The organism is Desulfomicrobium macestii (assembly GCF_014873765.1).
Lineage (GTDB): Bacteria > Desulfobacterota > Desulfovibrionia > Desulfovibrionales > Desulfomicrobiaceae > Desulfomicrobium > Desulfomicrobium macestii.
Genome location: NZ_JADBGG010000019.1, coordinates 44892 through 68212 on the forward strand (window position 1 = coordinate 44892; position 23321 = coordinate 68212).

Annotated in this window: 22 protein-coding genes; 19 read left to right on the plus strand and 3 right to left on the minus strand. The window is 62.2% G+C overall.

Going from position 1 to position 23321, the window contains the following annotated elements:
• The first annotated feature begins 5 nt into the window (after window positions 1-5).
• The 6 genes from argS to htpX all read left to right on the plus strand — a co-directional run bounded on the left by argS (window position 6) and on the right by htpX (window position 7442).
• The gene (gene argS, locus H4684_RS12725; protein WP_192624018.1) at window positions 6-1661 is read left to right on the plus strand and encodes an arginine--tRNA ligase; all 1656 of its coding nucleotides are present in this window, start codon (window positions 6-8) and stop codon (window positions 1659-1661) included.
• Window positions 1662-1682: 21 nt separating this feature from the next.
• A complete protein-coding gene (locus H4684_RS12730; protein ID WP_192624019.1) occupies window positions 1683-2387 on the plus strand; it encodes an SPOR domain-containing protein in 705 nt (234 codons plus the stop codon).
• A gap of 54 nt (window positions 2388-2441) precedes the next feature.
• Entirely contained in the window at window positions 2442-3317 is an 876-nt protein-coding gene (speB, locus tag H4684_RS12735) for an agmatinase (protein WP_192624020.1), read from the plus strand.
• Between the two features lie 2 nt (window positions 3318-3319).
• Window positions 3320-4489: a class I SAM-dependent RNA methyltransferase gene (locus tag H4684_RS12740; protein ID WP_192624021.1), complete on the plus strand. Its 1170-nt coding sequence runs from the start codon at window positions 3320-3322 to the stop codon at window positions 4487-4489.
• Between the two features lie 91 nt (window positions 4490-4580).
• On the plus strand, window positions 4581-6335 hold the full coding sequence (locus H4684_RS12745) for a long-chain-fatty-acid--CoA ligase (protein ID WP_092191274.1): 1755 nt from the start codon (window positions 4581-4583) through the stop codon (window positions 6333-6335).
• 264 nt (window positions 6336-6599) lie between these two features.
• Window positions 6600-7442: a zinc metalloprotease HtpX gene (gene htpX / locus H4684_RS12750; protein ID WP_192624022.1), complete on the plus strand. Its 843-nt coding sequence runs from the start codon at window positions 6600-6602 to the stop codon at window positions 7440-7442.
• 77 nt (window positions 7443-7519) lie between these two features.
• Here the strand turns inward: htpX and H4684_RS12755 are convergent, their stop codons facing one another.
• The gene (locus H4684_RS12755) at window positions 7520-8134 is read right to left on the minus strand and encodes a DUF3047 domain-containing protein (protein WP_225940414.1); all 615 of its coding nucleotides are present in this window, start codon (window positions 8132-8134) and stop codon (window positions 7520-7522) included.
• Between the two features lie 94 nt (window positions 8135-8228).
• Here H4684_RS12755 and H4684_RS12760 point away from each other — a divergent pair, with 94 nt between their 5' ends.
• Window positions 8229-9770, plus strand: coding sequence for a flagellar hook protein FlgE (locus tag H4684_RS12760; protein ID WP_192624023.1), 1542 nt, complete (start codon window positions 8229-8231; stop codon window positions 9768-9770).
• Here H4684_RS12760 and H4684_RS12765 read toward each other — a convergent pair whose 3' ends face one another.
• A complete protein-coding gene (locus tag H4684_RS12765; protein WP_318779642.1) occupies window positions 9771-10586 on the minus strand; it encodes a diaminopimelate epimerase in 816 nt (271 codons plus the stop codon).
• 157 nt (window positions 10587-10743) lie between these two features.
• Between H4684_RS12765 and H4684_RS12770 the strand changes: the two genes are divergently transcribed.
• Genes H4684_RS12770 through H4684_RS12780 form a run of 3 tightly spaced genes read left to right on the plus strand, consistent with a single transcriptional unit; the run spans window position 10744 to window position 13362 of the window.
• Window positions 10744-11535 carry an undecaprenyl-diphosphate phosphatase gene (locus tag H4684_RS12770; protein ID WP_192624025.1) on the plus strand — a complete coding sequence of 264 codons (792 nt, stop codon included), beginning with the start codon at window positions 10744-10746 and terminating at the stop codon, window positions 11533-11535.
• Between the two features lie 5 nt (window positions 11536-11540).
• On the plus strand, window positions 11541-12161 hold the full coding sequence (locus H4684_RS12775) for a class IV adenylate cyclase (protein WP_192624026.1): 621 nt from the start codon (window positions 11541-11543) through the stop codon (window positions 12159-12161).
• Window positions 12151-13362 (plus strand): aminopeptidase, encoded by a 1212-nt coding sequence (locus H4684_RS12780; protein ID WP_092191261.1) that lies wholly within the window; start codon window positions 12151-12153, stop codon window positions 13360-13362. Before H4684_RS12775 ends, H4684_RS12780 begins: the two co-directional genes overlap by 11 nt.
• A gap of 21 nt (window positions 13363-13383) precedes the next feature.
• On the opposite strand, the gene H4684_RS12785 is transcribed toward H4684_RS12780, so the two are convergent.
• Entirely contained in the window at window positions 13384-13734 is a 351-nt protein-coding gene (locus H4684_RS12785) for an Hpt domain-containing protein (RefSeq protein WP_192624027.1), read from the minus strand.
• A gap of 172 nt (window positions 13735-13906) precedes the next feature.
• On the opposite strand from H4684_RS12785, the gene H4684_RS12790 reads away from it, so the two are divergent.
• From H4684_RS12790 to H4684_RS12830, 9 genes are all read left to right on the plus strand, one after another.
• Window positions 13907-14437, plus strand: coding sequence for a metal-dependent transcriptional regulator (locus tag H4684_RS12790; protein WP_192624028.1), 531 nt, complete (start codon window positions 13907-13909; stop codon window positions 14435-14437).
• A gap of 188 nt (window positions 14438-14625) precedes the next feature.
• Window positions 14626-14877 carry a FeoA family protein gene (locus H4684_RS12795; RefSeq protein WP_092191255.1) on the plus strand — a complete coding sequence of 84 codons (252 nt, stop codon included), beginning with the start codon at window positions 14626-14628 and terminating at the stop codon, window positions 14875-14877.
• Window positions 14861-17038 carry a ferrous iron transport protein B gene (feoB, locus tag H4684_RS12800; RefSeq protein WP_192624029.1) on the plus strand — a complete coding sequence of 726 codons (2178 nt, stop codon included), beginning with the start codon at window positions 14861-14863 and terminating at the stop codon, window positions 17036-17038. The genes H4684_RS12795 and feoB overlap by 17 nt, the downstream gene beginning before the upstream one ends.
• The gene (locus tag H4684_RS12805) at window positions 17038-17292 is read left to right on the plus strand and encodes a FeoA family protein (RefSeq protein ID WP_092191251.1); all 255 of its coding nucleotides are present in this window, start codon (window positions 17038-17040) and stop codon (window positions 17290-17292) included. The genes feoB and H4684_RS12805 overlap by 1 nt, the downstream gene beginning before the upstream one ends.
• Window positions 17289-17990, plus strand: coding sequence for a TIGR04283 family arsenosugar biosynthesis glycosyltransferase (locus H4684_RS12810; protein WP_192624030.1), 702 nt, complete (start codon window positions 17289-17291; stop codon window positions 17988-17990). The genes H4684_RS12805 and H4684_RS12810 overlap by 4 nt, the downstream gene beginning before the upstream one ends.
• Window positions 17991-17993: 3 nt before the next feature.
• The gene (locus tag H4684_RS12815) at window positions 17994-18656 is read left to right on the plus strand and encodes a TIGR04282 family arsenosugar biosynthesis glycosyltransferase (protein WP_192624031.1); all 663 of its coding nucleotides are present in this window, start codon (window positions 17994-17996) and stop codon (window positions 18654-18656) included.
• Window positions 18644-19600: a phosphotransferase family protein gene (locus H4684_RS12820; RefSeq protein WP_192624032.1), complete on the plus strand. Its 957-nt coding sequence runs from the start codon at window positions 18644-18646 to the stop codon at window positions 19598-19600. Before H4684_RS12815 ends, H4684_RS12820 begins: the two co-directional genes overlap by 13 nt.
• 125 nt (window positions 19601-19725) lie before the next feature.
• Entirely contained in the window at window positions 19726-20067 is a 342-nt protein-coding gene (locus tag H4684_RS12825) for a translation initiation factor (RefSeq protein ID WP_092191243.1), read from the plus strand.
• Window positions 20067-23261 carry a PAS domain S-box protein gene (locus H4684_RS12830; RefSeq protein ID WP_192624033.1) on the plus strand — a complete coding sequence of 1065 codons (3195 nt, stop codon included), beginning with the start codon at window positions 20067-20069 and terminating at the stop codon, window positions 23259-23261. The genes H4684_RS12825 and H4684_RS12830 overlap by 1 nt, the downstream gene beginning before the upstream one ends.
• Window positions 23262-23321 lie beyond the last annotated feature (60 nt).

Consider the following 23321-nt stretch of genomic DNA (forward strand, 5'->3'; position numbering starts at 1 on the left):
CTGGCATGAAAGCCAAAAACTATATTCTTGAAAAATTGACCGCGCTCATGGCCGCCAAGGGCGCAGCCCTGCCTGTCAAGACCACCATCGAGGCCCCCAAAAGCGAACAGCACGGCGACATGGCCACCAACATCGCCATGGTCATGCCCCGCGAGAAGGGACAGAATCCCCGCGCCGTGGCCGAGGAGCTCAAAGCCGAGCTGCTGGCCATGTGCCCCGAGATCGAGGACATCGAGATCGCCGGGCCGGGCTTCATCAATTTCACCTTCAAGCCCGTCTTCTGGCAGGAAGTGGCGCTGGCGGCGCTTGAAGGCAACGGGAATTTCGGACGGATCAATGTCGGCCAGGGCCGCAAGGTGCAGGTCGAATACGTGTCCGCCAACCCCACCGGCCCGCTGCATATCGGGCACGGACGCGGCGCGGCCGTGGGCGACAGCCTGACCCGCATCCTGCGCTTCACCGGACACGAGGTCGAGACTGAGTACTATCTCAATGATGCCGGTCGCCAGATGCGCCTTCTGGGTCTGGCCGTGTGGGTGCGCTACCAGCAGGCCTGCGGTATCGAGATCCCCTTCCCCGAGGACTGCTACCGGGGCGATTACATAAGGGACATCTCGAACGCGTTGCTGGCCGAACGCGGCAAGGCGCTTCTCGACCTGCCCGAGGAAGAAGCCCTGGACCTTTGCTATGAGCGCGGCATGACGGACATCCTGAACGGCATCAAGCAGGACCTCATCGATTTTCGTGTCGAACATCAGCACTGGTTCTCGGAAAAGAGCCTGGTCGACGGCGGTCAGGTCGAGGCATCGCTGAACCGTCTTTTGGCCGAGGGCCGGGCCTATGAAAAGGACGGTGCCCTGTGGTTCAGATCCACCGACCACGGCGACGACAAGGACCGCGTCCTCAGAAAGTCCGACGGCCTCTTGACCTATTTCGCCTCCGACATCGCCTACCACGACAACAAGATCGCGCGCGGCTTCGACATGATGGTAGACATCTGGGGCGCGGACCATCACGGCTACGTGCCGCGCATGAAGGCGGCCATCGAGGCCCTCGGCAAGGACCGCGAATCCCTGCAGGTCATCCTGGTGCAGCTTGTGAACCTGATCCAGGGCGGCGAACAGATCGCCATGTCCACCCGCGCCGGCAAGTTCGAGACCCTGGCCGATGTCTGCGCCGAGGTGGGCGTGGATGCGGCGCGCTTCATCTTCCTGTCGCGCAAGAGCGATTCGCATCTGGACTTCGACCTGGATGTGGTCAAGCAGCAGTCCATGGACAACCCGGTCTACTACGTCCAGTACGCCCATGCCCGCATCAGCTCGCTCATGCGCAAGGCCGAGGAGCAGGGCGTGGCCCTGCCCGAGCCGTCCGGCGCGCTCATGGCCCTCTTGACCACACCCGAGGACAAGGCGCTTTTCAAGGCCCTCGACGCCTTCGAGGACACCCTCGAACTTGCGGCCCGGACCCTCTCGCCGCATCATGTCAGCTATTACCTGATGGAACTTGCAGGGCTGCTGCACCGCTATTATACTGTGCATCACATTCTGTCCGGCGACGACCAGGCTCTGCTGCAGGCCCGCATCCTTCTCTTCCAGGCCGTGGCCGGAGTGCTCAAGGCCGGACTTGACCTGCTGGGAGTAAGCGCCCCCGAGCGCATGTAGCCCGATCGGACTCACGGAACCATGATCACACGCAAATCAAGCACCACCAAGAAAAAGGACAAGAACAAGCTCAGCTTCCAGCTGGGCCTGTCGGGTTTCCTGTCCCTGGCCGTGCTCGTGGTTATCGGCATGGCCTGGTCGTTCATTCTCGGCGTCATCGTGGGGCGTGGCTACCAGCCCGAAAAGATGGCCATGGAGATGGCCCAGAAGGTGCTTCCCGAAGACTTCCCCCTGCTGACCGAAAAGAACGAGGAAGTCCTGAAGGGAGAGGAGCTCGAATTCTTCGACAAACTGAAGCAGGGGCCCACTTCCGTGGCCCCGGCTCCGGCTCCGCAGGCCAAGGCTCCGACGCCTCCGCAACCCAAGCCTCAGGCCGCCGCCGCGTCCAAGCCGGAACAGTCGCCCATCGACGCGGCCCTGCAATCCGCGGCCGCGGTAGCCGGTCAGAGCCCCGCAACGGCGGCAAAGCCAGCCAAGGAAGAGGTCTTTGTCTTCAACTATCAGGTCGCGGCCCTGGCTTCCATGGAGCAGGCCCAGACCTTCCTGAAAAAACTCGACCCGGCGAAATTCAAGACGTCCGTGGTCACGGCCACCCACGAAGGCAAGACCTGGTTCCGGGTCTATGTGCATCATCAGGGCACCGTGGATTCGGCCCTGGCCCTGAAGGAACAGCTCAAGGGCAGCGGCATTGGCGGTGTTCTGCTGCGCTCCCGCACTCCGCTCTGATCCCTCGTTTTTCCAGAGCCTTACGGCACACCATCCTCTTTGACGGAGACAACCATGCATCACGAATTCTTTGACCTCGGCCCCCGGCAGGGACGAAACATCCACGTGCTGCCCGTCCCTTACGAAGGCACGGTCAGCTACGGCACGGGCACGCGTCTTGGCCCCGAGGCCCTGTTCCGGGCCAGCGTGCAGATAGAATCCTACGATGCTGAATTGGACCTCGATCTGACCGATCTGGCCCACTTCACCCCGCTGCCCGTGGTCCATCCCCCGGCCACCGGCCCCGAAGGGCTGCATCAGGCCATGCGCGAACAGCTCGCGGAACTCGACGCAACCAAGGATTTCGTCCTGACGCTGGGCGGCGAGCACTCGGTGCCCCTGCCCCTTTTCGAATTCTACCACGCGGCCCATCCCGATCTGGTCCTGCTGCACATCGACGCCCACGCCGACCTGCGCGCAAGCTACGAGGACAGCCCGTATTCCCACGCCTGCATCATGGCCCGGGCCCGGCAAATGGGCATCCCCCTGGCCCAGATCGGCATCCGCTCCCTGTGCCGGGAGCAGAGGGACTACATGCGCGCGCAGAGCCCGGCGGAGCTCACGACCCTCTTCGCCTGGGACCTTCCCGCTCCCGGCGAGGCGGCCGAACGCATCCGGGCCTTTGTCGGGAACAGGCCCATGTACATCTCCTTCGACGTTGACGGCATGGACCCCAGCGTCATTCCCGGCACCGGCACGCCCGAACCCGGCGGGATCCCCTACGCCTGGATGAACCGCTTCTGGAAGGAGCTGTGGCTCGACGGCCTGGGCCCGAAGCTGGTCGGCATGGACATGTGCGAACTCGCGCCCATCCACGGCTCCCAGGCTTCGGAAACGGCCGCTGTCAAACTCATCCAGCGCATCCTGACCGCCTGGCTCGGACTCGCCTAGACATGAACAGCATGGGCGATGTGCTGACCCTCACGATCGAAAAAATCCTCTGGCGCGGACGTGGTCTGGCCCGCCTGGACTCCGGACAGGTGGTCATGATCGAACCCGGCGTGCTCCCGGAAGAGGTCGTGAGCGTGCGCGTGACCAAGGCCGCAAAGGACTTCCTGCAGGCCGAGGCCGTGAGAATCCTGACCCCTTCGCCGCTGCGCGGAGTTCATCCCTGTCCTCACGCAGCGGATTGCGGGGGGTCGCGCTTCGGCATGGTCGCCCCGGAAACGGGCACACAGCTTAAAGCGGACATCCTGCGCGACGCCCTGCCCCGCGCCCTTGGCCGGGATCATGGCCTGCACATCCCCGAGCTTCGCGTCGTGCCCAGTCCGAAAGGCTGGCGCTACCGCCTGCGCGGCCAGATCCATGTCCGCTCGGGCCGTCCCCACGCCATGGGCCACGCCAGCAACGACCTCGTACCCCTGACCGACTGCCTGCTCCTGTGCGAGCCGCTGGCCAAGGCCATGCCCGACCTTGCGAAAACCCTGCCTGACGGCCGCTTCACCATCGCGGCCAGCCCGGACACAGGGCAGACCGCGACGGAACAGGGCGACGTGCTGCTGCCCTTCTCCTTTCCCGAGTTCGGCCTGACCCTGCAACTGCCGCCCGGCACGTTCTTCCAGGCCAACTGGGCGCTGAACCAGCACCTGGTGCGCAGCACCGTGGACGCTCTGGACGGCTTCGAACGCATCGCCGACCTCTTCTGCGGAGCGGGAAACTTCGCCCTGCCACTGGCCAGTCGCGGCAAGACCGTGCTGGCCGTGGAAGGCTCCCTCCCGGCCGTCACCACCGGCACGCGCAACGCCAAGCGCCTGAACCTTGACTCGGTCACCTTCCGCGACGCGAACCTGGCGCGGCCCGCCGCCTGGAAGATGGTCGGCGACTTCGCCCCCCGCGCCGCCATCCTGGATCCGCCCCGCACCGGAGCCAAGGGCATCGGCAGCACCCTCCTCGGCATGCCGAGCCTTGAACGCCTGGCCTGGGTCTCCTGCGACGTGGTCAACACCATCCGCGACGCAAAACCGCTGCTTGCGGCCGGATGGCGCATATCCTCCCTGACCCTCTTCGACATGTTCCCCGGCACCTGGCACATGGAAGTGCTCATGATCCTGGAGCGCCCCTGAAATCCTCGCGCCGTCCCCGACCTGCGAGACTTGCGCCAATACGCGGAGAACTGTAGGACATCCCTCACAATTCACAGCCGACGGGGGGCACATGATTGAAGAGGGGATAAACAGGCTCTGGCTCAAACACTACGATCAGGAAGTCAGTCCGAACCTGGACTATGAAACCGTTCCGCTTTTTGAAATCCTGGAGCATGCGGCGGCCAGCTACCCGGACCGCCAAGCCATCGTTTTCAACAACTGGAGCGTGAGCTACAAAAAGCTCAAGCGCCTCGTGGATCTTGCCGCCGCCAACCTGAAGAAGGCCGGGGTCAAGCCCGGTGAACGGGTGGCCATCATGCTGCCCAACTGCCCGCAGACGGTCATCAGCTACTGGGCCTGCCTCAAGATCGGGGCCGTGGTGGTCATGACCAACCCGCTCTACATGGAAAAGGAGCTGCTCCACCACTTCAACGATTCCGAAGCCAAGACACTCATCACCCTGAACCTGCTCTGGAAACGCGTGGACGCCCTGCGCTCAAGGCTGCATCTGCGACGCATCTTCGTGACTTCCATCGCCGACTGCCTGAATTTTCCACTGAACACGCTCTACACCTTCAAGTCCAAACGCGAATACAAGCTCGGACCCATCCCCTACGACAATTCGCACGTGCTGCCCTGGAAAGGCCTGCTGAAAAGGGCCACCATCGAAGCGCCGCATCCGGTCGATCCGGTCACGGACCTGGCCGCGCTGCAGTACACGGGCGGCACCACGGGCGTGTCCAAGGGCGTCATGCTGACCCACGCCAACCTTGGCTACAACGCCCAGCAGGCCAGGGCCATCCTGCATAGCATCAAGGACTCGGGCGAAGTCATGCTCGGCCTTTTGCCCTTTTTCCACATCTACGGACTGACCGTCTGCGTCAATTTCGGCACCCTCATTGGCGCGACGCTGGTACCCATGGCCAAGTTCGTGCCTCTGGACGTGCTCAAGACCATCCATAAAAAAAGGCCGACCATCTTTCCCTGCGCGCCCTCGATCTTCATCGCGCTACTCCAGCAGAAGAACCTGCACAAATACGACCTGTCCTCGGTGCGCTATTGTATCTCCGGCTCCGCGCCCATGCCCGTGCCGGTCATGGAGAAATTCAACACCCTGAGCAACGGGGCCAACATCATCGAGGGCTTCGGTCTGACCGAAGCCTCGCCCATCACGCATCTGAACCCCCTGCGCGGCAACAGCAAGAACGGCTCCATCGGCCTGCCCTTTCCCGACACCGACGCCGCCATCGTGGACATGGAAGTGGGCTCCCTGCCCCTGCCCGTGGGCAAGATCGGCGAGCTCGTCATACGCGGCCCGCAGGTCATGCAGGGCTACTGGAAACGCCCCGACGAGACGGCCAGCGTGCTGCGCAACGGCTGGCTCTATACCGGCGACATCGCCTACATGGACGAGGAAGGCTATTTCTTCATCGTCGACCGCAAGAAGGATCTGATCATCACCGGCGGATACAACGTCTATCCGCGCGAGATCGACGAAGTCCTGCACGAGCACCCGGCCATCAAGGAGGCGGTCAGCGTCGGCATCACGCACAAGACCCGTGGCGAGATCATCAAGGCCTACATCGTGCTGCACGAAGGCCAGACCCTGACCAAGGCCGAAGTTGTCGCCTTCTGCAAGGAAAAACTGGCCAACTTCAAGGTCCCGAAACAGGTCGAATTCCGGGACGAGCTGCCCAAGAGCATTGTCGGCAAGGTTCTGCGCCGGGTCATCCGAGAAGAGGAGGACCGCAAGGCCCACGACCACTGCGAGTGCAACGGGGACAACGACGACATCGAAACAAACGGGGATGAAAAGAATCAATAGCGCCTCGGTCATGACTTTCTCGCGCCCTGTAAAGCATCGCCCTGCGGCTCTTGACACCCTTTGGCCCGGTACTTAATTTACGCTCTTCAAAGGGGAGTAGCTAGCGGTTCCCGGGCCATCCCGGCAGCCGCCCCGTGGTTCGTCAGTACGGCTTCAAGGCCCGGACCCGGGAATCCGACACAGTTCGAGATCAGCCAGACCTTTATCCACATGAACACGGGTAAAGGTCTTTTTCTTTACCCCGGATTTAAACGGAGAAAAAAAATGAACCTTCTCAAGACCACGTTTCTCTTGACCCTGCTGACGTTGCTGCTTGTCGCCATGGGCGGCGCCATCGGCGGCAAGTCCGGGATGATGATCGCCTTTCTCATTGCCGGCGGCATGAACTTCTTTGCCTACTGGAATTCGGACAAGATCGTCCTCAAGATTTACAAGGCCCGCGAAGTGACCCGTGCCGACAGCCCGGATTTCTACGGCATCGTGGAAAACCTGGCACGCAAGGCTGGCATGCCCATGCCCAAGGTCTACGTCATCCCCTCGGACAGCCCCAACGCCTTCGCTACCGGGCGCAATCCGCAAAATGCCGCCGTGGCCGCCACCACGGGCATCATGCGCATCCTCTCGCGCGAGGAGCTTGAAGGGGTCATGGCCCATGAACTGACTCACGTCATGAACCGCGACACCCTCATCGCGACCATCGCTGCGACCATCGCCGGAGCCATCTCCATGCTCGGCAGCATGCTCCAGTGGGCGGCCATCTTCGGCATGGGCCGCAGCGACGACGAGGAAGGCGGCGGCAGCGTGCTCGGCAGCCTGGCCATGGCCATCATCGCCCCCATCGCGGCCATGCTCATCCAGATGGCCGTGTCACGCTCGCGTGAATTCATGGCCGACGAGGGCGGCGCGAAAATGTGCGGCAATCCCAAGGCCCTGGCCCGCGCGCTCGTGAAGCTGCAGCAGGCCGCATCCGGCGCGCCCATGCAGGAAGCCACCCAGGCCACCTCGCACATGTTCATCGTCAATCCGCTCAGCGCGTCAAAGATGGCCAGCCTCTTTTCCACCCACCCCGCGACCGAGGACCGGGTGGCGCGCCTCATGGCCATGTAGGCCCGCGTTCATATCTCAAAAAAAAAGAGCCCTCTCCACGGCATGCGGAGAAGGCTCTTTTTTTGTTTCGTCCCGGACTAGCGCGCCGAAAACCGGGGCTGCCCGTACCAGGCACGGGCCCACTGCCCGGAATTGTCCGTATCGGTCATGATGGCCACGGCGTCGATTTCTTCGATATCCTCGCCGAAAGCCAGTTTCCAATCGTCGCGGATGTTGCGTTTCTCGGTCATCATTCCGCCCAGAGCGCTTTCGCCGCTGCGCACCGCGATCATGTGCGCGTTCGAGGTGAAGGCGTTGGGCCACATGCTGCCCCTGGGCTCGGTGCTGGACCAGACGTAGGTCAGCGCCTTTGTTTTCCAGAAGGCAAGGCCCCCCTTGGCCACCACGTAGATTCTGGCCGGATAGTCATCGCCGTCTTTCTCGCGCTCGTTGATGCCCGGAAGTACGTTGTCCACCTTCCAGGACCAGTTCAGCCACGGCGTAGCGCGAAGATCGACGGACTGCTCGAAAAAAAGCCCCGAGGCCGTGCCGTTGCTCTCGGCCAGCAGCAGCTTCTCCTTTTGCAGCGGCGTGTAGACGGTGCGCCCCGCGAATTCCTTCTCCTTCCAGCCCGGATGTCCCGGCGCATACAGGGCAGGCAGGTCGCCCGCAAAGGCCACGCAAGCCCAGGCAAGGATCATTGCCCCGAGCAAGAGCCGCGTCCATGGAACTATTCCTGCACTCTGCAAGGCAGGCGGGAAAAATCTGCCTGATCGGTCACGCATTCTTTCAGTCCCGGAGGCATTCATGGGTATCTCCTCTTCCCTTTATATCGGCACCACGGGGATCATGGCCCAGCAGAAGAACATGGCTGTCATTTCCGACAACATAGCCAACGTGAACACGGTTGGTTTCAAATCTTCGCACATGATCTTCAACACCCTCATGAGCAAGCAGATGGGCTCGGCCAGCGTCGGCAATCAGGTCGGCCAAGGCGTCGGAGTCAGCTCGATTCTGTACGACATGTCCCTGGGGTCGCTGGAGCCGACCAACACGGCCACGGACATCTCCATCAGCGGCAGGGGATTTTTCATCGTCTCGGCCGACGGAAGCAGCGATCAGCGATACACAAGGGCCGGCAACTTCCGCTTCGACGCTGAAGGCTACCTGCGCGACCCGCAGGGAAACATCCTGCAGGGCTACCGGATGCCTGCCGAATCGATCCTGGACACCGCCCCGGTCATCCCGCCCGCGACAGGCGCTCCCATCACGGACATCCGCCTGGACATGCAGGACGGCGGAGGCCCCGTCTCGGAACCCGAGGCGACCACGGAAATGCGCATGATGATCAACCTGGATTCTTCCTCGCTGGAGCGAAGCGCCAGTTCCACCAGCCCGTTCACGGCCCTGTTCGACAGCTGGGATGCCACGCAGCTTGAGCCTCTGGACTCCGGGGCCTACTCGTACGAGTCAGCCATGAAGGTCTTCGATTCCGACGGCAACGCGCATGTGGTCAGGGCCTTCTTCGACCCCGTCGAGGACGGCACGAGCGTCGCCAACGGCAACCGCATGTGGGAATTTCTGGTCACCGTCCCACCCGCCGAGGACGCCTCCGGTCTGGACACCAAGAAAGGCGTGCTCATGGCCGGAACCCTGACCTTCACTGCATCGGGCGAGCTTTTGAACATGAGCGCCTTCGAGGGCTCCTCCGACGACAAGAGCAGCTGGGTCCCCGTAGGCCTTTCCGAAGACGGCTACCCTGTCCTGAACGCAAGCCTGGTGGGGGCGGAGCCCATCTCGAGCGCTTTCGACATGGGGCTGCGCTCGAATTCAGGCTGGAATCTTCCGGCGGGAGTGAGCACCATGGCCGATCTGGGCACGGCGGCCTCGGACGTACCATCCCTGCTGAACGCGGACAGACAGATCCTCGCCACCACCAATTTCAACTCCGGTTCGAGTACTCTTTATCAATCCCAGAACGGGTACGAACGCGGATTCCTGCAGTCGGTCAGCGTGGACACCGAAGGGGTGCTCGTCGGCTATTTCTCCAATGGCCAGAATCAGAGCCTCTACAAGATCCCCATGGCCGATTTCATCAATCCGCAGGGGCTCTTTCGCGAAGGCGGAAACCTTTTTTCCGCCACCAAGGACTCCGGAGCCGTCTCTCTTGGCTGGGCCGGTGAAGGCAGGCTCGGCAGCGTCATCACCAGCAGTCTGGAAAGTTCCAACGTCGATCTGGGAACCGAATTTGTGAACATGATCATCACCCAGAAAGGCTTCGACGCCAACAGCAAGGTCATCACCACGGGTGATCAGGTCGTGCAGACGGCCATCCAGATGAAGAGATAGCTAGAGGAAGGCCTCGCCCCTGGCGACCAGGGCCACGGGGCCGAAAATCCAGGCACCGGGGCCGTCAACGCCCACACGTACTCCGATCTCGCCGCCGCTGGGCTGCGTGACCCGCAGGTCGGTGGGAAAATTTTGCCCACGCCCCAGCCACAGGGCAAGGGCCAGGCTTCCGGAACCGCAACCCGTCTCGTAATGCGTGGATGCGGTGGACCGCACCCAGACCACGGGCTTGATGGCGCACACCGGACAGGTCCGGTACCAGATGCAGCCCACGGCTTCCGCATCCAGACCGTAGCGCGCCCGCAGGGCAGCGCAGGCATACTCGAAATTCTCGGCAAACGGATGCAGCTCCTCGTCAAGACACAGATGCGTTATACCCGGCAGACGCACCAGCCCGATGCCCGGCTCCAGCTCCGAAACCCCGCCCTTGCCGTCTTCGGCACATATTTCCGGCAGCGGCATCTCGACCCAACACTCGCCCCCGTCAGCATCGACCCGCAGCGCCACAGGCCGGTCAACTCCCGACACCATGAGCTCCCCGCACAAATCATCCTTGCTCCGGGTCAGCCCCACCTGTTCACGGGCCATGACCGCCGCGGCCGCCCGACAGGCGTTGCCGCAAAATTCGCCGCCCATCATGTCGAGGCGCACCGGATCGGCCGCAAGATCCAGAAATCCGACCTGTTCGGCCTGTATGTGCCCGGCGCCCATGAGGGTGCGGGCCACCGAAGCACGTTCCAGCGGGTCCACGGAATCAAGGATCAGGATGGTCGGGTTGCCGCCCGGAACGGCCTTGTAGAATCGCAATGCGCGCACGTCTGTCTCCATTGCGGTCGAAAAATTGATCAGGGCGGGAATAGCCCCGGCAGCAAGGCAAAAAGGATAGCCGATGGATTCCCTCCGGGCAAGGCGGTATTGACCCCTCTGTCGCCCGTGAGTAGGACTGCCTTTTCACTTTCATCCCCGAAATCACATGACATCATACCTGAACGCCATCATCCTGGGCATCGTCGAAGGCCTGACCGAATTTCTGCCCGTCTCCTCCACCGGCCATCTGATCATCGCGGGCCACCTGCTCGATTTCACCGGCCCCAAGGCCGAGACCTTCAGCATCGTCATCCAGCTTGGCGCGATACTGGCCGTGGTCGCCCACTACTGGCCGACCTTCTGGGGCCTTGTGCGCCCCAACGAGCGCCCTTTCAGCGGCATGCGCGGCCTGGTCCTGCTTTTTATGACCTCTTTGCCGGCGGCTCTGCTCGGACTTTTTGCCCACTCGACCATCAAGGAGCATCTTTTTTCCCCGGTCACCGTGGCCTTTGCCCTGGCGGTCGGGGCCGTGGCCATTCTCTTGGTTGAAAGAATGCCCGCCAAAAACCAGGTCAAAGGGCTCGACGCGATAACCCCCACACTGGCCCTGGGCATCGGCTGCTTTCAGTGCCTGTCCCTGTGGCCCGGTTTTTCGCGTTCCGCCGCGACGATCATGGGCGGCATGATCCTGGGCGCCGAGCGCCGCACCGCCGCCGAGTACTCTTTTGTAGCCGCCGTGCCCATCATGTTCGCGGCCACGGGCTACGACATGCTCAAAAGCTGGCGTCTGTTCAGCCCTGACGATTTTCTGATCCTGGGCGTCGGCTTTGTCGTGTCCTTCGTCTCGGCCTGGCTCGCGGTCAAAGTCTTCATCGCGTTGCTGGGGCGCCTGACCCTGCGTTCCTTCGCCTGGTATCGCCTGGCCCTGGCTCCGGTGGTGCTCTGGATCTTCTGGTGAACGGCGTGAGCATCGAGCACGAGGCCAAATTCAGGCTCGGCGACTGCCGGGACATGGAGCCCCGCCTGCGGGAGCTTGGCCGCCTGCGCACGCCATGGCATTTCGAGTCCAACACCGTTTACGACCGAGGCGGCGAACTGGCCGCATCCGGACGCCTGCTGCGCCTGCGCCGCGCCCTGACCTCGACCCTGACCTTCAAGGAGCCCGCCCCCGGCCCCAAGACAAACGGAATCAAAAGCCGCATCGAGCGCGAGAGCTTAGTCCAGGACCCGCTTGCCATGGACGCCATACTGCGCGGGCTTGGCTATGCGCCGCGCCTGCGCTACGAAAAATTCCGCTCCGTGTGGGAACTCCCGCAGGGTCTTGTCTTTCTGGACATCATGCCCTTCGGCCATTTTCTTGAAATCGAGGCGCATCCCGAGTCCATCGGAACCATCGCGCAGGAGATGGGCCTCGATCCCGGCCACGCCATCGACAAGAGCTATCACAGCCTGCACCAGTCCTGGCGCAGACAGCAAGGCCTTCCACCCATGGACGATTTCGTCTTCGACGAAACCGAACACCACCGACTGACCACCAGCCTGGGCTGCATCGCCCGGCCTCAAGGAGAATACCATGCTGAATGATATCCAGCTCGAAAAATACGCGAAAGTCCTTTTCTGGGGCATGCAGAAAGCCCGTGTCACACCATTTGCCCCGGGAGACATAGTTCTTGTGCGTACGGACCTTGCGGCCCTGCCCCTGGCTGAAAAGATGCAGGCCCTGATCCTTGCGCAGGGGCTCAATCCCGTACTGCGCATGAGCCCCCCGAGCGCTCTGGAGAAAGGCTATTTCAGCCTCGCCGAACAGGAGCAGCTCTCCTTTGTCGTCCCAGGAGACCGCGAACTCTATGAACGCCTCGGCGGCCTGGTTTCCCTGCTTGCCCCGGACTCCATCACGCACCTCCGGGACATCCCGCCGACCAAGATCGCCACCTTCTCCCTGGCCCGCAAATATCTGCGCGACATCCTGGACAAACGCGAGGCCACCCGCCAGTTCGGCTGGACGCTCTGCCTCATGCCCACCCCGGCCCTGGCCGAAAACGCAGGGCTCACCCCGGAGGATTACGCGGCCCAGATCATCCGCGCCTCCTACCTGGACGAGGCCGATCCCGTGGCCACCTGGGAGGGGATTTTCCGTCAGGCCCACGGCGTCAAGGCGTGGCTGAACGGCATGGACGTGGACCACTACCACGTGCAGTCCGCATCCACGGACCTCAAGGTCCATCCCGGCGAGTCCCGCTGCTGGATCGGCATCTCGGGGCACAACATCCCAAGCTTCGAACTGTTCATCTCCCCGGACTGCCGCCTGACCGAAGGCACCTACCACGCCGACCAGCCCTCCTACCGCAGCGGCAACCTGGTCAGCGGCGTGACCCTGGAATTTTCCCAGGGCATGGCCCGGGTGATCAAGGCGGATCAAGGTGAAGAGTTCGTTCGCTCGCAGCTGGAAATGGACCCCGGCGCGTGCAGGCTTGGGGAATTTTCACTGACCGACAAACGCTTTTCACCCATCAACGCCTTCATGGCGCACACGCTTTTTGATGAAAATTTCGGCGGAGAGCACGGCAACTGCCATGTCGCGGTGGGAGCATCCTATGCCGACACCTACGCCGGAGATCCGGCGGAACTGACGGATGAACGCAAGAAAGAACTAGGCTTCAACGATTCGGCCCTGCATTGGGATCTGGTCAACACCGAACCCAAAAAAGTGACCGCTTTCCTGCGGGATGGCAAGAAAACGGTCATTTATGAAGACGGCATGTTCACCATGCCCGACTTGGCCTGAGGTCAGGCGGCTAGATCCGGATCAGGATCCGGCGCAGAACTCGCGCATGGATTCAAGGGTCTGGTCGCAGGCCAGGCCCAGCTCTGAACGCAAAAGATCCATACTCGCCTGCGATCCGGCCTTGGCGGCCTGCTCCAGTTCGGCGGCGAGCTGACAGAGCCGGGCCGCCCCCACGGTGGCCGAAGCGCCCTTCAGGGAATGCGCGGTGCGCTCCACCTGATAGAAGTCGCCTTGACTTGCGTACTCGTCCAGGCTGTGGAGTTTTCGGGGGGCGTCATCCATGTAGAGCTGAAAAAGACTGGTCAGAAGGTCCCGATCCCCGGACATGCGCTCCAGCGTCTCTTCAATGGAAAGCAGCGGTATGTTTGACAAATTTCTCTCCTGGATGTTCAAGCCGTATCGATCCCTGCAGGTTACTTTTTTTTTGATTATCTGAAAAGAGCTTTGGTTCCACGTCTTTTTCCGACCCATCTTCTCCTTGCCTCTTGCGCGCAAAATTTGTAGTCTTATCTAACATTTTTCGCAACAGCAAAAGGACTACACCATGGACCACATGTCCTCCAATCTGGAAGACTATCTCAAAGTCATATTTTCCCTGGAATCCCTCAATTCCGAGGCCCGTGCCAAGGATATCGCGGACGCCATGGGTGTGCAGAGGGCTTCCGTCACCAACGCGCTGCAAAAACTTTCCCAGCGCGGGCTGATCAATTACCAGCCGTATAGTTCGGTAACCCTTACTCCTGAAGGATTCCGCACCGCCACACGCATCGTGCACCGCCACAAGGTACTCTACGACTTCCTGCACACCTTCCTGCAGATCCGTCCCGAAGTGGCGGAGGACACGGCCTGCAAGCTCGAACACCACATCGACGATGAGAGCCTGGAGACCCTGACCAAGTTCGCCCGCTTCATCATGACCTGCCCGCGCACGGGCAAGGACTGGCTGGAGGCATTCACCCGATCCTGCAACGAACGCGGGACATGCACCAACTGCTCCGAGTGCATCAAGTCCTGTCTTGAACGACTGGACGACAAATGTCTGGACAGTTCCGAGCCGCGTTCGAAAACATCCTGAAATCCTCATGCATGCGATGCAAAGTCCCATGGAACACACGACCGGGCTTCCAAAATCCCTCGCGATTACCGGCTGTTGAACTCATTTCACGGCTCAGGGACGCCCTGCAACGCTTGACAAATTAGACGTACTAAATATTGTCTCTCGGTCTCGAACACGAGCCCGAAAGACCGCATCAAGGAGAGCCTGTGCCTACCATTGTCAATTTGCGTGAAATGCGCGTGGATCAACACGGCATCATAAGGACCATCGGCGCGCAAGGAGAGCTTGGCCGCCGTATCCGCGACATGGGCCTTGTACCCGGCACGGAAATCACCGTCATCGGCCGGGCTCCGCTCAAAGATCCCGTGGCCCTGCGGCTCAAGGGCTTCACCCTGACCCTGCGCAACAGCGAAGCCGATTTCATCACCGTCGAACTCCCGGATGCCGAACTTGTCTGAACCCGTCATTGCAACCATCGCCCTGGCCGGCAACCCCAATGCAGGCAAGACCACCCTTTTCAACGCCCTGACCGGCTCGCGGCAACATGTCGGCAATTATCCGGGCATCACCGTGGAAAAGAAGGAAGGGTACGTCGACACCCCGCACGGCCTGACCCGCGTGGTGGACCTGCCCGGCACCTACTCCCTGACCGCCTATTCCCAGGAAGAGCTTGTGGCCCGGGACTTTCTCATTCACGAGCGGCCCCAGGGCGTCATCAACGTCCTCGACGCCACCAGCCTGGAGCGCAACCTGTACCTGACCGTGCAGTTCCTGGAGATCGGCATCCCCGTGACCGTGGCCCTGAACATGGTCGACGCCCTGGAAGCCAAGGGCATGCGCATCGACTCGGACCGTCTGGCCAGCCTCATGAACGTGCCTGTCGTGCGCACCGTGGCGCGCTCCGACAAGGGTGTCCGCGAAGCCCTGGACGCGGCCATGAACCACCCGCAAAAAGCCTGGCAACCGCTGCACATCTCCTACGGACCGGACCTCGATCCCGTGCTCAAGGAAATGACGGATCTGATCGAAGCCCGGGATTTTCTGACCAAGACCTATCCCCCACGCTGGCTGGCTCTCAAGTTTCTGGAAAACGACCTGGTCGTGCGCCAGCTTTTCGAGGCCGATTTCGAGTTGCACCGCGACATGCGCGACATGGCCGATAATGTCGCCCGGCACTGCGAGAAGACGCTCAAGACCCAGCCCGAATTCATCGTCGCCGACTACCGCTACGGCTATATTTCATCCATCCTGCGCCAGGGCGTGCTGACCATCCAGCCCGACCTGCAGGGCCGCGCCGACCTGTCGGACAAGATCGACAGCGTGCTAACCCATCAACTGGCGGGGCCGATCATCATGCTCGGCATCCTTTACGGCCTCTTCAGCCTGACCTTCGCCATCGGCCAGGTTCCCATGGGCTGGGTCGAATCCTTTTTCGAGTGGCTCTCCGCCCTGGCCATGCAGATGCCCCCGGGTCTGACCAGATCGCTGGTCGTGGACGGAATCATTGCCGGCGTCGGCGGCGTGCTGGGTTTTGTCCCGCTCATCCTGATCATGTTCCTTGGCATCACTTTTCTTGAGGATTCCGGATACATGGCGCGCATGGCCTACATGCTGGACCGGGTCTTTCGCATCTTCGGACTGCACGGCAGCTCGGTGGTGCCCTTCATCATCTCCGGGGGCATCCCCGGAGGCTGCGCCGTGCCCGGCGTCATGGCCGCGCGCACCCTCAGGAGCCCCAAGGAGAAATTGGCCACGCTCCTGACCGCCCCCTTCATGGTCTGCGGCGCCAAGGTGCCCGTCTTCATCCTGCTCGCGGCGGCCTTCTTTCCGGGTCACGGAGCCAGGGTCATGTTCCTGATCACCCTGGTCGGCTGGGCAGCGGCCCTCGTGGTGGCCAAGATGCTGCGCTCGTCCGTCATTCGCGGACCGTCCACGCCCTTTGTCATGGAGCTTCCGCCCTACCGCATGCCCACGACCATGGGCATGGTCCTGCACACTTGGGAGCGCGGCTGGCAGTACATCAAAAAGGCCGGTACGGTGATTCTGGCCATATCGGTCCTGATCTGGGCCATGATGACCTTTCCGGCCCTCTCCCCTGAAGCGGCCGCACCCATCGAGTCCCAGATCCAGACCCTGGAGCGGCGTCTGGCTACGGAACCGATTGAGGAAATCCGTCTGGCACTGCAAAACGACATCTCGGAAATGAACCTGCATCTCAAGGAAGAGACCCTGGCCAACTCCCTGGCCGGACGACTGGGACGCGCCATCGAGCCCGTCACGGCCTGGGCCGGGTTCGACTGGCGGACCAATATCGCCCTTGTGGGAGGGATCGCGGCCAAGGAGGTCATCGTCTCCACCCTGGCCACGGCCCACGCCCTGAGCGATGACGAGGCGCAGGCCTTCTCCGCGCGCATCGCCTCTGCCCCCGGCTGGAACACCAGCGTGGCGGTGAGCCTCATGATCTTCGTGCTGCTTTATTCCCCCTGCTTCGTGACCGTGGTCGCCATCGCCCGCGAGGCTTCGTGGGGCTGGGCCGCTTTCAGCGTCGTTTTCAACACGGGCTTTGCATTTGTCCTGGCTGTGGCCGCGTATCAGCTCGGCATGAGGATGGGGTGGTAATGTTTTTCTGCAAACTCAAAGACACGGCAAATGGGGTGCGCACCCTCTGCGACCTCAAGGACGGCGAAAAGGCGGTGGTCCGCTGCCTGGTCAAGTCGCAGGGCTGTCACCTCAGCAAGCTCGCGGCCATGGGCATCACTCCGGGCACGCAGATCGAGATGATCTCCAACGCCAGCGGCCCTCTCATGGTGCTGGTCCGCTCATCGCGCCTGTGCCTGTGCCGCAGCCTGGGCAAGTCCATCGTGGTGGAATGAAGATCTCCGTCGTCATCCCGGTCTACCGTGAGCAGGGCATCGTGGCCCTGCTGGAAGACCTCCTGCGACGGATCCAGATCGAACGGGCAAGCGGTGAAGTCGAAATAACGGTCGTCGACGGAGCGCCCGAAGCCGACACCCTGGCCCGCATCGGCGGCATGGCCGTATCACGGCTGTCCTCCCCGCCCGGCCGGGGGGTGCAGCTCAACCTCGGGGCTTTAGCCTCCGGGGGCGAGATCCTGCTTTTTCTGCACGCCGACACCATCCTGCCCGAAAACGCCTTCAGCCTCATCCGCCAGACCCTGCACGACAAGTCCGTCTCCGGCGGAGCCTTCAGCCTGAGCTACGAACCCCGCACGCCTGGACTGTCCTTCATCACCGCGCTGGCCAACCTGCGCTCACGGCACACCCGCGTGCCCTACGGGGATCAGGCCATCTTCGTGCGCCGCGACGTCTTCGAAGAGCTGGGCGGATTCCAGCCCGTGCCGATCATGGAAGACCTCGAATTCATGACCCGTCTGCGCAGACACGGACACAAGATCCGCATCCTGGCCATGCCGGTGCGCACCTCGGCCCGGCGTCAGCTGCATGAAGGCATCCTGCGCTGCACCCTGCGCAACCTCTGCCTGCGCCTGCTCTACCACTGCGGAATTCCGCCGCGAATCCTGGCCGGTCTGTACCGCAGACACGGAGGCTGAGCCTTGCGCGTACTCGTCTTCACCAAATATCCGCAGCCAGGCCTGGTCAAGACCAGACTGGGCCGGACAGTGGGCCCAAGGCTGGCCGCGAGCCTGCAGGAAGCGTTCATCCGTGATGAACTGCACATGCTGGCCGAGCTTGGCGCAAGCGTGACCCTTTGCTGCGACCCCTTTCGCCCCCTTGCCGACTACGAGCGCCTGTTCGGCGCGGATTTGCGCTACACGGCGCAGCAGGGCGCGGATCTTGGGGAACGCATGCTCCACGCCCTGCACGAGGCGTTGCAGGAAGGCGGCAGCGCGGTGCTCCTCGGCACCGACCTGCCGGACCTGCCGGGGTCCTGCCTGTCGGAGGCCTTTACGGCCCTTGAGACCGCCCAGGTCTGCCTGGGCCCGGCCACCGACGGGGGGTTCTACCTTCTCGGCCTGAGCGAACCTCTGTCCAAGGACATTTTTAACGGGGTGGCCTGGGGCGGTGAGCTGGTCCTGAAGCGCACCCTCGGCAACTGCCGCGCCCACGGACTTGTCCACCATCTCCTGCCGCCATGGCCGGACGTGGACACAGCCCACGATCTGGCCGCCTATGCCACCCGCAATCGGGACAAAGATACCCGCTCCATGGACCTCATCCGCGGCCTTGGATTACTGGAGGACGCATGGAAGACCTGATCCGCTCCTTTCTTGTCGAACGCAACTGGGTGCAGGGCGCGCCGAAAATCAGTTTCCTCGCCGCCGGTGAGTACAATCAGAATTTTCTGGTGCAAAGCGGGGACACGCGTCTCGTCTTTCGCATCAATCATGGCAGCCAGCTCGGCCTTGCCGATCAGATTGGATATGAATTCAAGGTATTGCAATGCGTCGAACCCTCCAAGGTGACGCCGCGCCCCCTGCGCGTGCACACTGATCCCCGGCCTTTCGGGGGCGGCGTCATGCTCATGCAGCATCTGCCCGGGGAAGCGCTGGTTTATGAACGCGACCTCGCGCGCGCGGCGGACATCTTCGCCCGCATCCACGCCCTGCCGCCCTGCCCGGAGTTGCTGGTCCAGAAGGATCCCATCGCGGCCATCGCCTTGGAGAGCCTGACGCTCATAAACCGCTATCCCGATCACGCCCTGACGCGGCAGCGCGGCAGACTGCTGGACTATCACCAGCACATCGTGCGTCTGGGCCAGGACAACCGCGCCCTCTTCGCGGCCGATCGCCTCTGCGTGGTCAACACGGAAGTCAACTCCGGAAATTTCCTGATCACCCCGGGGAGCGCGTATCTGGTGGACTGGGAAAAGGCCGTGGTCTCCAGCCGCTATCAGGATCTGGGCCATTTTCTGTCGCCCACGACCACCCTGTGGAGAACCGAGACGATCCTCGCCCAGGAACAAAAAGACGAGTTCCTGAAAGCCTATCACCGCCGCCTGCCTGATCCTCCGGCACTCAAGGAACTCATGCGCCTGAGCCGGATCATGGAGCAGGTCATCATCCTGCGCGGCCTGTCCTGGTGCTTCATGGCGCACCACGAATACACCCATGCCGTCAAGCCGCTGACCGATCCTCTCACCCGAAAAAAAATCGAGCTCTACATGCGCGACCTCGATCGAATCATCGCTTCCGCTCCTTGAGCCGATCCTTGCAGCCCGGCCGCTGTATGACGAACATCTTGTCATCAGACCGACTTTGACGCATTGTCCTACGTCGGCGTCAAAGCCGCCTCGATTTTCTCCATGAACATGCAAAGGATGCCTTCATGTCCCGCGATTCCTTCAAAACCGTCTACTCCACAGAAAAACCAACATGCCGCAAGTGCGGACGTGTGGACTGCATCTGCGGCCAAACCCGCCCCCCGGCCCGGGGTCCGGTACGGGTCGGCAGGGAAACAAAGGGCCGCAAGGGCGCGGGAGTCACGGTCGTGACCGGACTGGCCCTGCCTGAAACAGAGCTCAAGGCGCTGCTGACGGACTGCAAGAAACGCCTGGGCTGCGGCGGCACCCTGCGGGACGGGGTCCTGGAATTCCAGGGAGAGCACCGCGACACCCTGCTGACCTTTTTGAAAGACCGTGGCATCACCGCCAAGAAGTCGGGGAGCTGATGACGGCAAGCATCTCCCTGCAACGACAACTCGACCACCTGAACCGCGCCCAGCGTCACGCGGGCATCGGCTCCTTCGAGCACGACATGGACACCGGCGCGACCTTCTGGTCCGACGAACAATACTGCCTGCTCGGATTCGAGCCGGGCACGGTGACCCCATCCCTGGACAAGTTTCTTAACCTCCTCGAATCCGGCAGCCGGGCACGCTTCCTGCGCAGGGTAAGCGTCTGTTTCGCCACAAGACGCGAACTGCGCACCGAACTGCGCTACACCCCTGAAAACGGCTCCCCGCGCGTAGCCCAGATCCGCGCCGAATTCGAACCCGACGAAAGCGGTCATCTGCGCATCATCCGGGGCACCTTCCAGGACGTGACCGAGCGCAGGGCCGTGCAGTCCGCGCTGCGCCAGAGCGAGTCGCGCTACCGGTCCATTTTTGAAAACGCCCTTGAAGGAATTTATCAGACCACTCCCGAAGGCGTATTCCTGAGCGCGAACGCCTCCATGGCCAAAATCCTGCGCTACGACGACCCCGCCGACATGATGGCAGGCATACGGGACATCGGCCGCGATCTCTACGCCGACCCCGCCGACCGCAAGCGCTACATGGAACTTCTGGAAGAGCACGTCCGGGTCATGGGCTTCGAGACGCAGGTGCGGCGCAAGGACGGCAGCCTGATCTGGGTGACCCTCAACTCCACCTTGATCCAGGATGCGGGCACCGGCCGACCCTGCCTGATCGGAACCATGGAAGACATCAGTACACGCAAACGCTACGAACTGTCGCTGATCGAATCGGACCAGCGCTTTCGGAACCTGCTGCAGCAGATAAGCTGCATCGCCGTGTCCCTCGACAATCAAAACCGGATCATCTTCTCCAATCCCTTTCTGCAACAGCTGACCGGGTGGAACGCGACGGAACTTGGCGGCCGCGACTGGTTCGAGGTCTGCATCCCCCCGGACCAGCGCGAAGCCATGACCAGGGTCCTCGCGGACACGCAAGAACCGGAAGGCACGGACACCGAAATCCTGACCCGACTGGGGGCGCGGCGCCTCATCCGCTGGAACACCGTGCCCGACATCAATGTGCAGGGCGAAACCACGGGCGTGACCTGCATGGGCGTGGACATCACCGCGATCAAAATGGCCCGGGACACCTTGAGCAAAAGCGCGCTGCTTCAGTCCATGCGGCTGCGCATCGACGACGCGGCCCATTCGACCTCGAATTTTGCCAGCCTCATGCGGACCGTGCATCAAATCCTGGGCGAAACCATCGACGCCAAGAACCTGATCACCGCCCTCATCAACACGGACAAGAACTCGCTTGAATTTCCCTATTGGGTAGATGAAATGACCGATGTCAGCGAAGCGGCCCCGCGCATCGACGATCTGAACGATCCGGAAAACCGGCGCCTGACCCTGGAGCTTCTGCGCGGCAACGTCCCCAACATCCTGAGCGCCACCGACATGGCCGCCCTGGCAAAGACCGGAAAAATCCGGCTGGTGGGCGTGATCCCTCAAAGCTGGATAGGCGTCCCGCTCAAAGTGCGCGGCAAGGGCATCGGCGCCCTCATCGTGCAAAACTACGCAACACCCGTGCAATACACCCGGGACGACCTGGACATCCTGCTCGAAGTCTCGGAGCAGATCGCCCTGGCCATCGAACGCCAGCGCCACGACGAACTCTCCCAGACCGCCGAGGAGATTTTCCACGACATCCCCTCTGGGCTTTTCATCTACAAATGCCTCGAACCCGGCCAGTTGGTCCTCGAAACCGCCAACCCGGCCGCCCTGCGTCTCATCCACAAGCGCCTCGAAGAGGCCAGGGGCATGCTCTTCACGGACATCTGGCCGCGCGGCACCCTGCTTGAGAGATACCTGCACTGCCTGCGCACGAAAGAGCATTTCGACAAGGAAGCGCATCTCTACGAAGACGACCGCATCCGGGGCTATTTCCGCATCCACGCCTTTGCCCTGCCCGGAGAAAAGCTGGCCGTGGCCTTCGAGGACGTCACCGAACGCGAGCTTGTCCAGCAGGCCCTCATCCGGGCCAAGGAGGCCGCCGAATCGGCCAACAGGGCCAAGAGCGAGTTCCTGGCCAACATCAGCCACGAAGTGCGCACGCCCCTGAACGGAATCATGGGCATGCTGCAACTGGCCCTGCAGTCCGAGGCCTCCCCGGAGCTTGCCGAATACATGCGCACGGCTCTGGCGTCGTCCCGCAACCTTTTGCGGGTCCTGAACGACGTGCTCGACTTCACCAAGGTGGATGCGGGAAAAATGGAACTACTGGAGCGGGAATTCGACCTGGATGAACTGCTGAGCCAGGCCGTAAACTTTTTCAAGGCCCTGGCCCTGGATAAGAAAATCAGCCTCGCGCTTTCGACCCCGGCCAATCTGGGAAGATTTGTCGGTGACGAGGGACGCCTGCGCCAGATCCTCTTCAACCTGATGGGCAACGCCCTCAAGTTCACCGACACGGGCAGCGTGACCCTTGAAGCCTGGCCCGTGGGCGAACAGGCCGACAAGACGCGCATCCTGTTCACCGTGCAGGACAAGGGAATCGGCATCCCGACGGACAAGCTGAATTATGTCTTCGAATCCTTCACCCAGGTCGACGGAACCTATTCAAGGCGCTATCAGGGAACGGGACTCGGCCTGCCCATCGTCAAGCGCCTGGTGACGCTCATGGGCGGCAACATCTCGGTGGAGAGCATGGAAGGCGAGGGCACGACCATCTTCTTCGTCCTCCCCCTGCGGGCGGCACCGCCGCTGAAGGCACATGTACCGGCGCGGCCAAAGCCCGTCAGCACCGATGTCGGCCCGCTTGGCATTCTGCTGGTGGAAGACGACATGGTGAACATGACCATGGCCAAACGCATGCTCGAAAAGCTGGGACACGGCGTCATCTGCGCCCGCAACGGCCTGGAAGCCCTGGACTGCCTGCATGTCCCCGGCGTGGACGTGGTGCTCATGGACATCCAGATGCCGGAAATGGACGGGATCGAGGCCACGGAAATCATCCGCAGCGATCCACGTTTCGTCCACTGCGCCCAGATCCCCATCATCGCCCTGACCGCCCACGCCATGGCCGGCGACGAGGACAAATTCCTGTCGCGCGGCATGAACGCCTATCTCTCCAAACCTTTCGATCACGTCCGCCTGCAGGAACTGCTGCATCGCTTTTTCGGCTGATCGATAGCGCGAGCCGAAAAAAAAACCTCCGCAGGAAATCCCGCGGAGGCCGTGCATCGG

Excerpts from the sequence above, each read along its gene's own strand:
- argS (WP_192624018.1), top strand. The coding sequence starts at position 6 with ATGAAAGCCAAAAACTATATTCTTGAAAAATTGACCGCGCTCATGGCC.
- H4684_RS12730 (WP_192624019.1), top strand. The coding sequence starts at position 1,683 with ATGATCACACGCAAATCAAGCACCACCAAGAAAAAGGACAAGAACAAG.
- speB (WP_192624020.1), top strand. The coding sequence starts at position 2,442 with ATGCATCACGAATTCTTTGACCTCGGCCCCCGGCAGGGACGAAACATC.
- H4684_RS12740 (WP_192624021.1), top strand. The coding sequence starts at position 3,320 with ATGAACAGCATGGGCGATGTGCTGACCCTCACGATCGAAAAAATCCTC.
- H4684_RS12745 (WP_092191274.1), top strand. The coding sequence starts at position 4,581 with ATGATTGAAGAGGGGATAAACAGGCTCTGGCTCAAACACTACGATCAG.
- htpX (WP_192624022.1), top strand. The coding sequence starts at position 6,600 with ATGAACCTTCTCAAGACCACGTTTCTCTTGACCCTGCTGACGTTGCTG.
- H4684_RS12760 (WP_192624023.1), top strand. The coding sequence starts at position 8,229 with ATGGGTATCTCCTCTTCCCTTTATATCGGCACCACGGGGATCATGGCC.
- H4684_RS12770 (WP_192624025.1), top strand. The coding sequence starts at position 10,744 with ATGACATCATACCTGAACGCCATCATCCTGGGCATCGTCGAAGGCCTG.
- H4684_RS12780 (WP_092191261.1), top strand. The coding sequence starts at position 12,151 with ATGCTGAATGATATCCAGCTCGAAAAATACGCGAAAGTCCTTTTCTGG.
- H4684_RS12790 (WP_192624028.1), top strand. The coding sequence starts at position 13,907 with ATGGACCACATGTCCTCCAATCTGGAAGACTATCTCAAAGTCATATTT.
- feoB (WP_192624029.1), top strand. The coding sequence starts at position 14,861 with ATGCCGAACTTGTCTGAACCCGTCATTGCAACCATCGCCCTGGCCGGC.
- H4684_RS12805 (WP_092191251.1), top strand. The coding sequence starts at position 17,038 with ATGTTTTTCTGCAAACTCAAAGACACGGCAAATGGGGTGCGCACCCTC.
- H4684_RS12810 (WP_192624030.1), top strand. The coding sequence starts at position 17,289 with ATGAAGATCTCCGTCGTCATCCCGGTCTACCGTGAGCAGGGCATCGTG.
- H4684_RS12820 (WP_192624032.1), top strand. The coding sequence starts at position 18,644 with ATGGAAGACCTGATCCGCTCCTTTCTTGTCGAACGCAACTGGGTGCAG.
- H4684_RS12825 (WP_092191243.1), top strand. The coding sequence starts at position 19,726 with ATGTCCCGCGATTCCTTCAAAACCGTCTACTCCACAGAAAAACCAACA.
- H4684_RS12830 (WP_192624033.1), top strand. The coding sequence starts at position 20,067 with ATGACGGCAAGCATCTCCCTGCAACGACAACTCGACCACCTGAACCGC.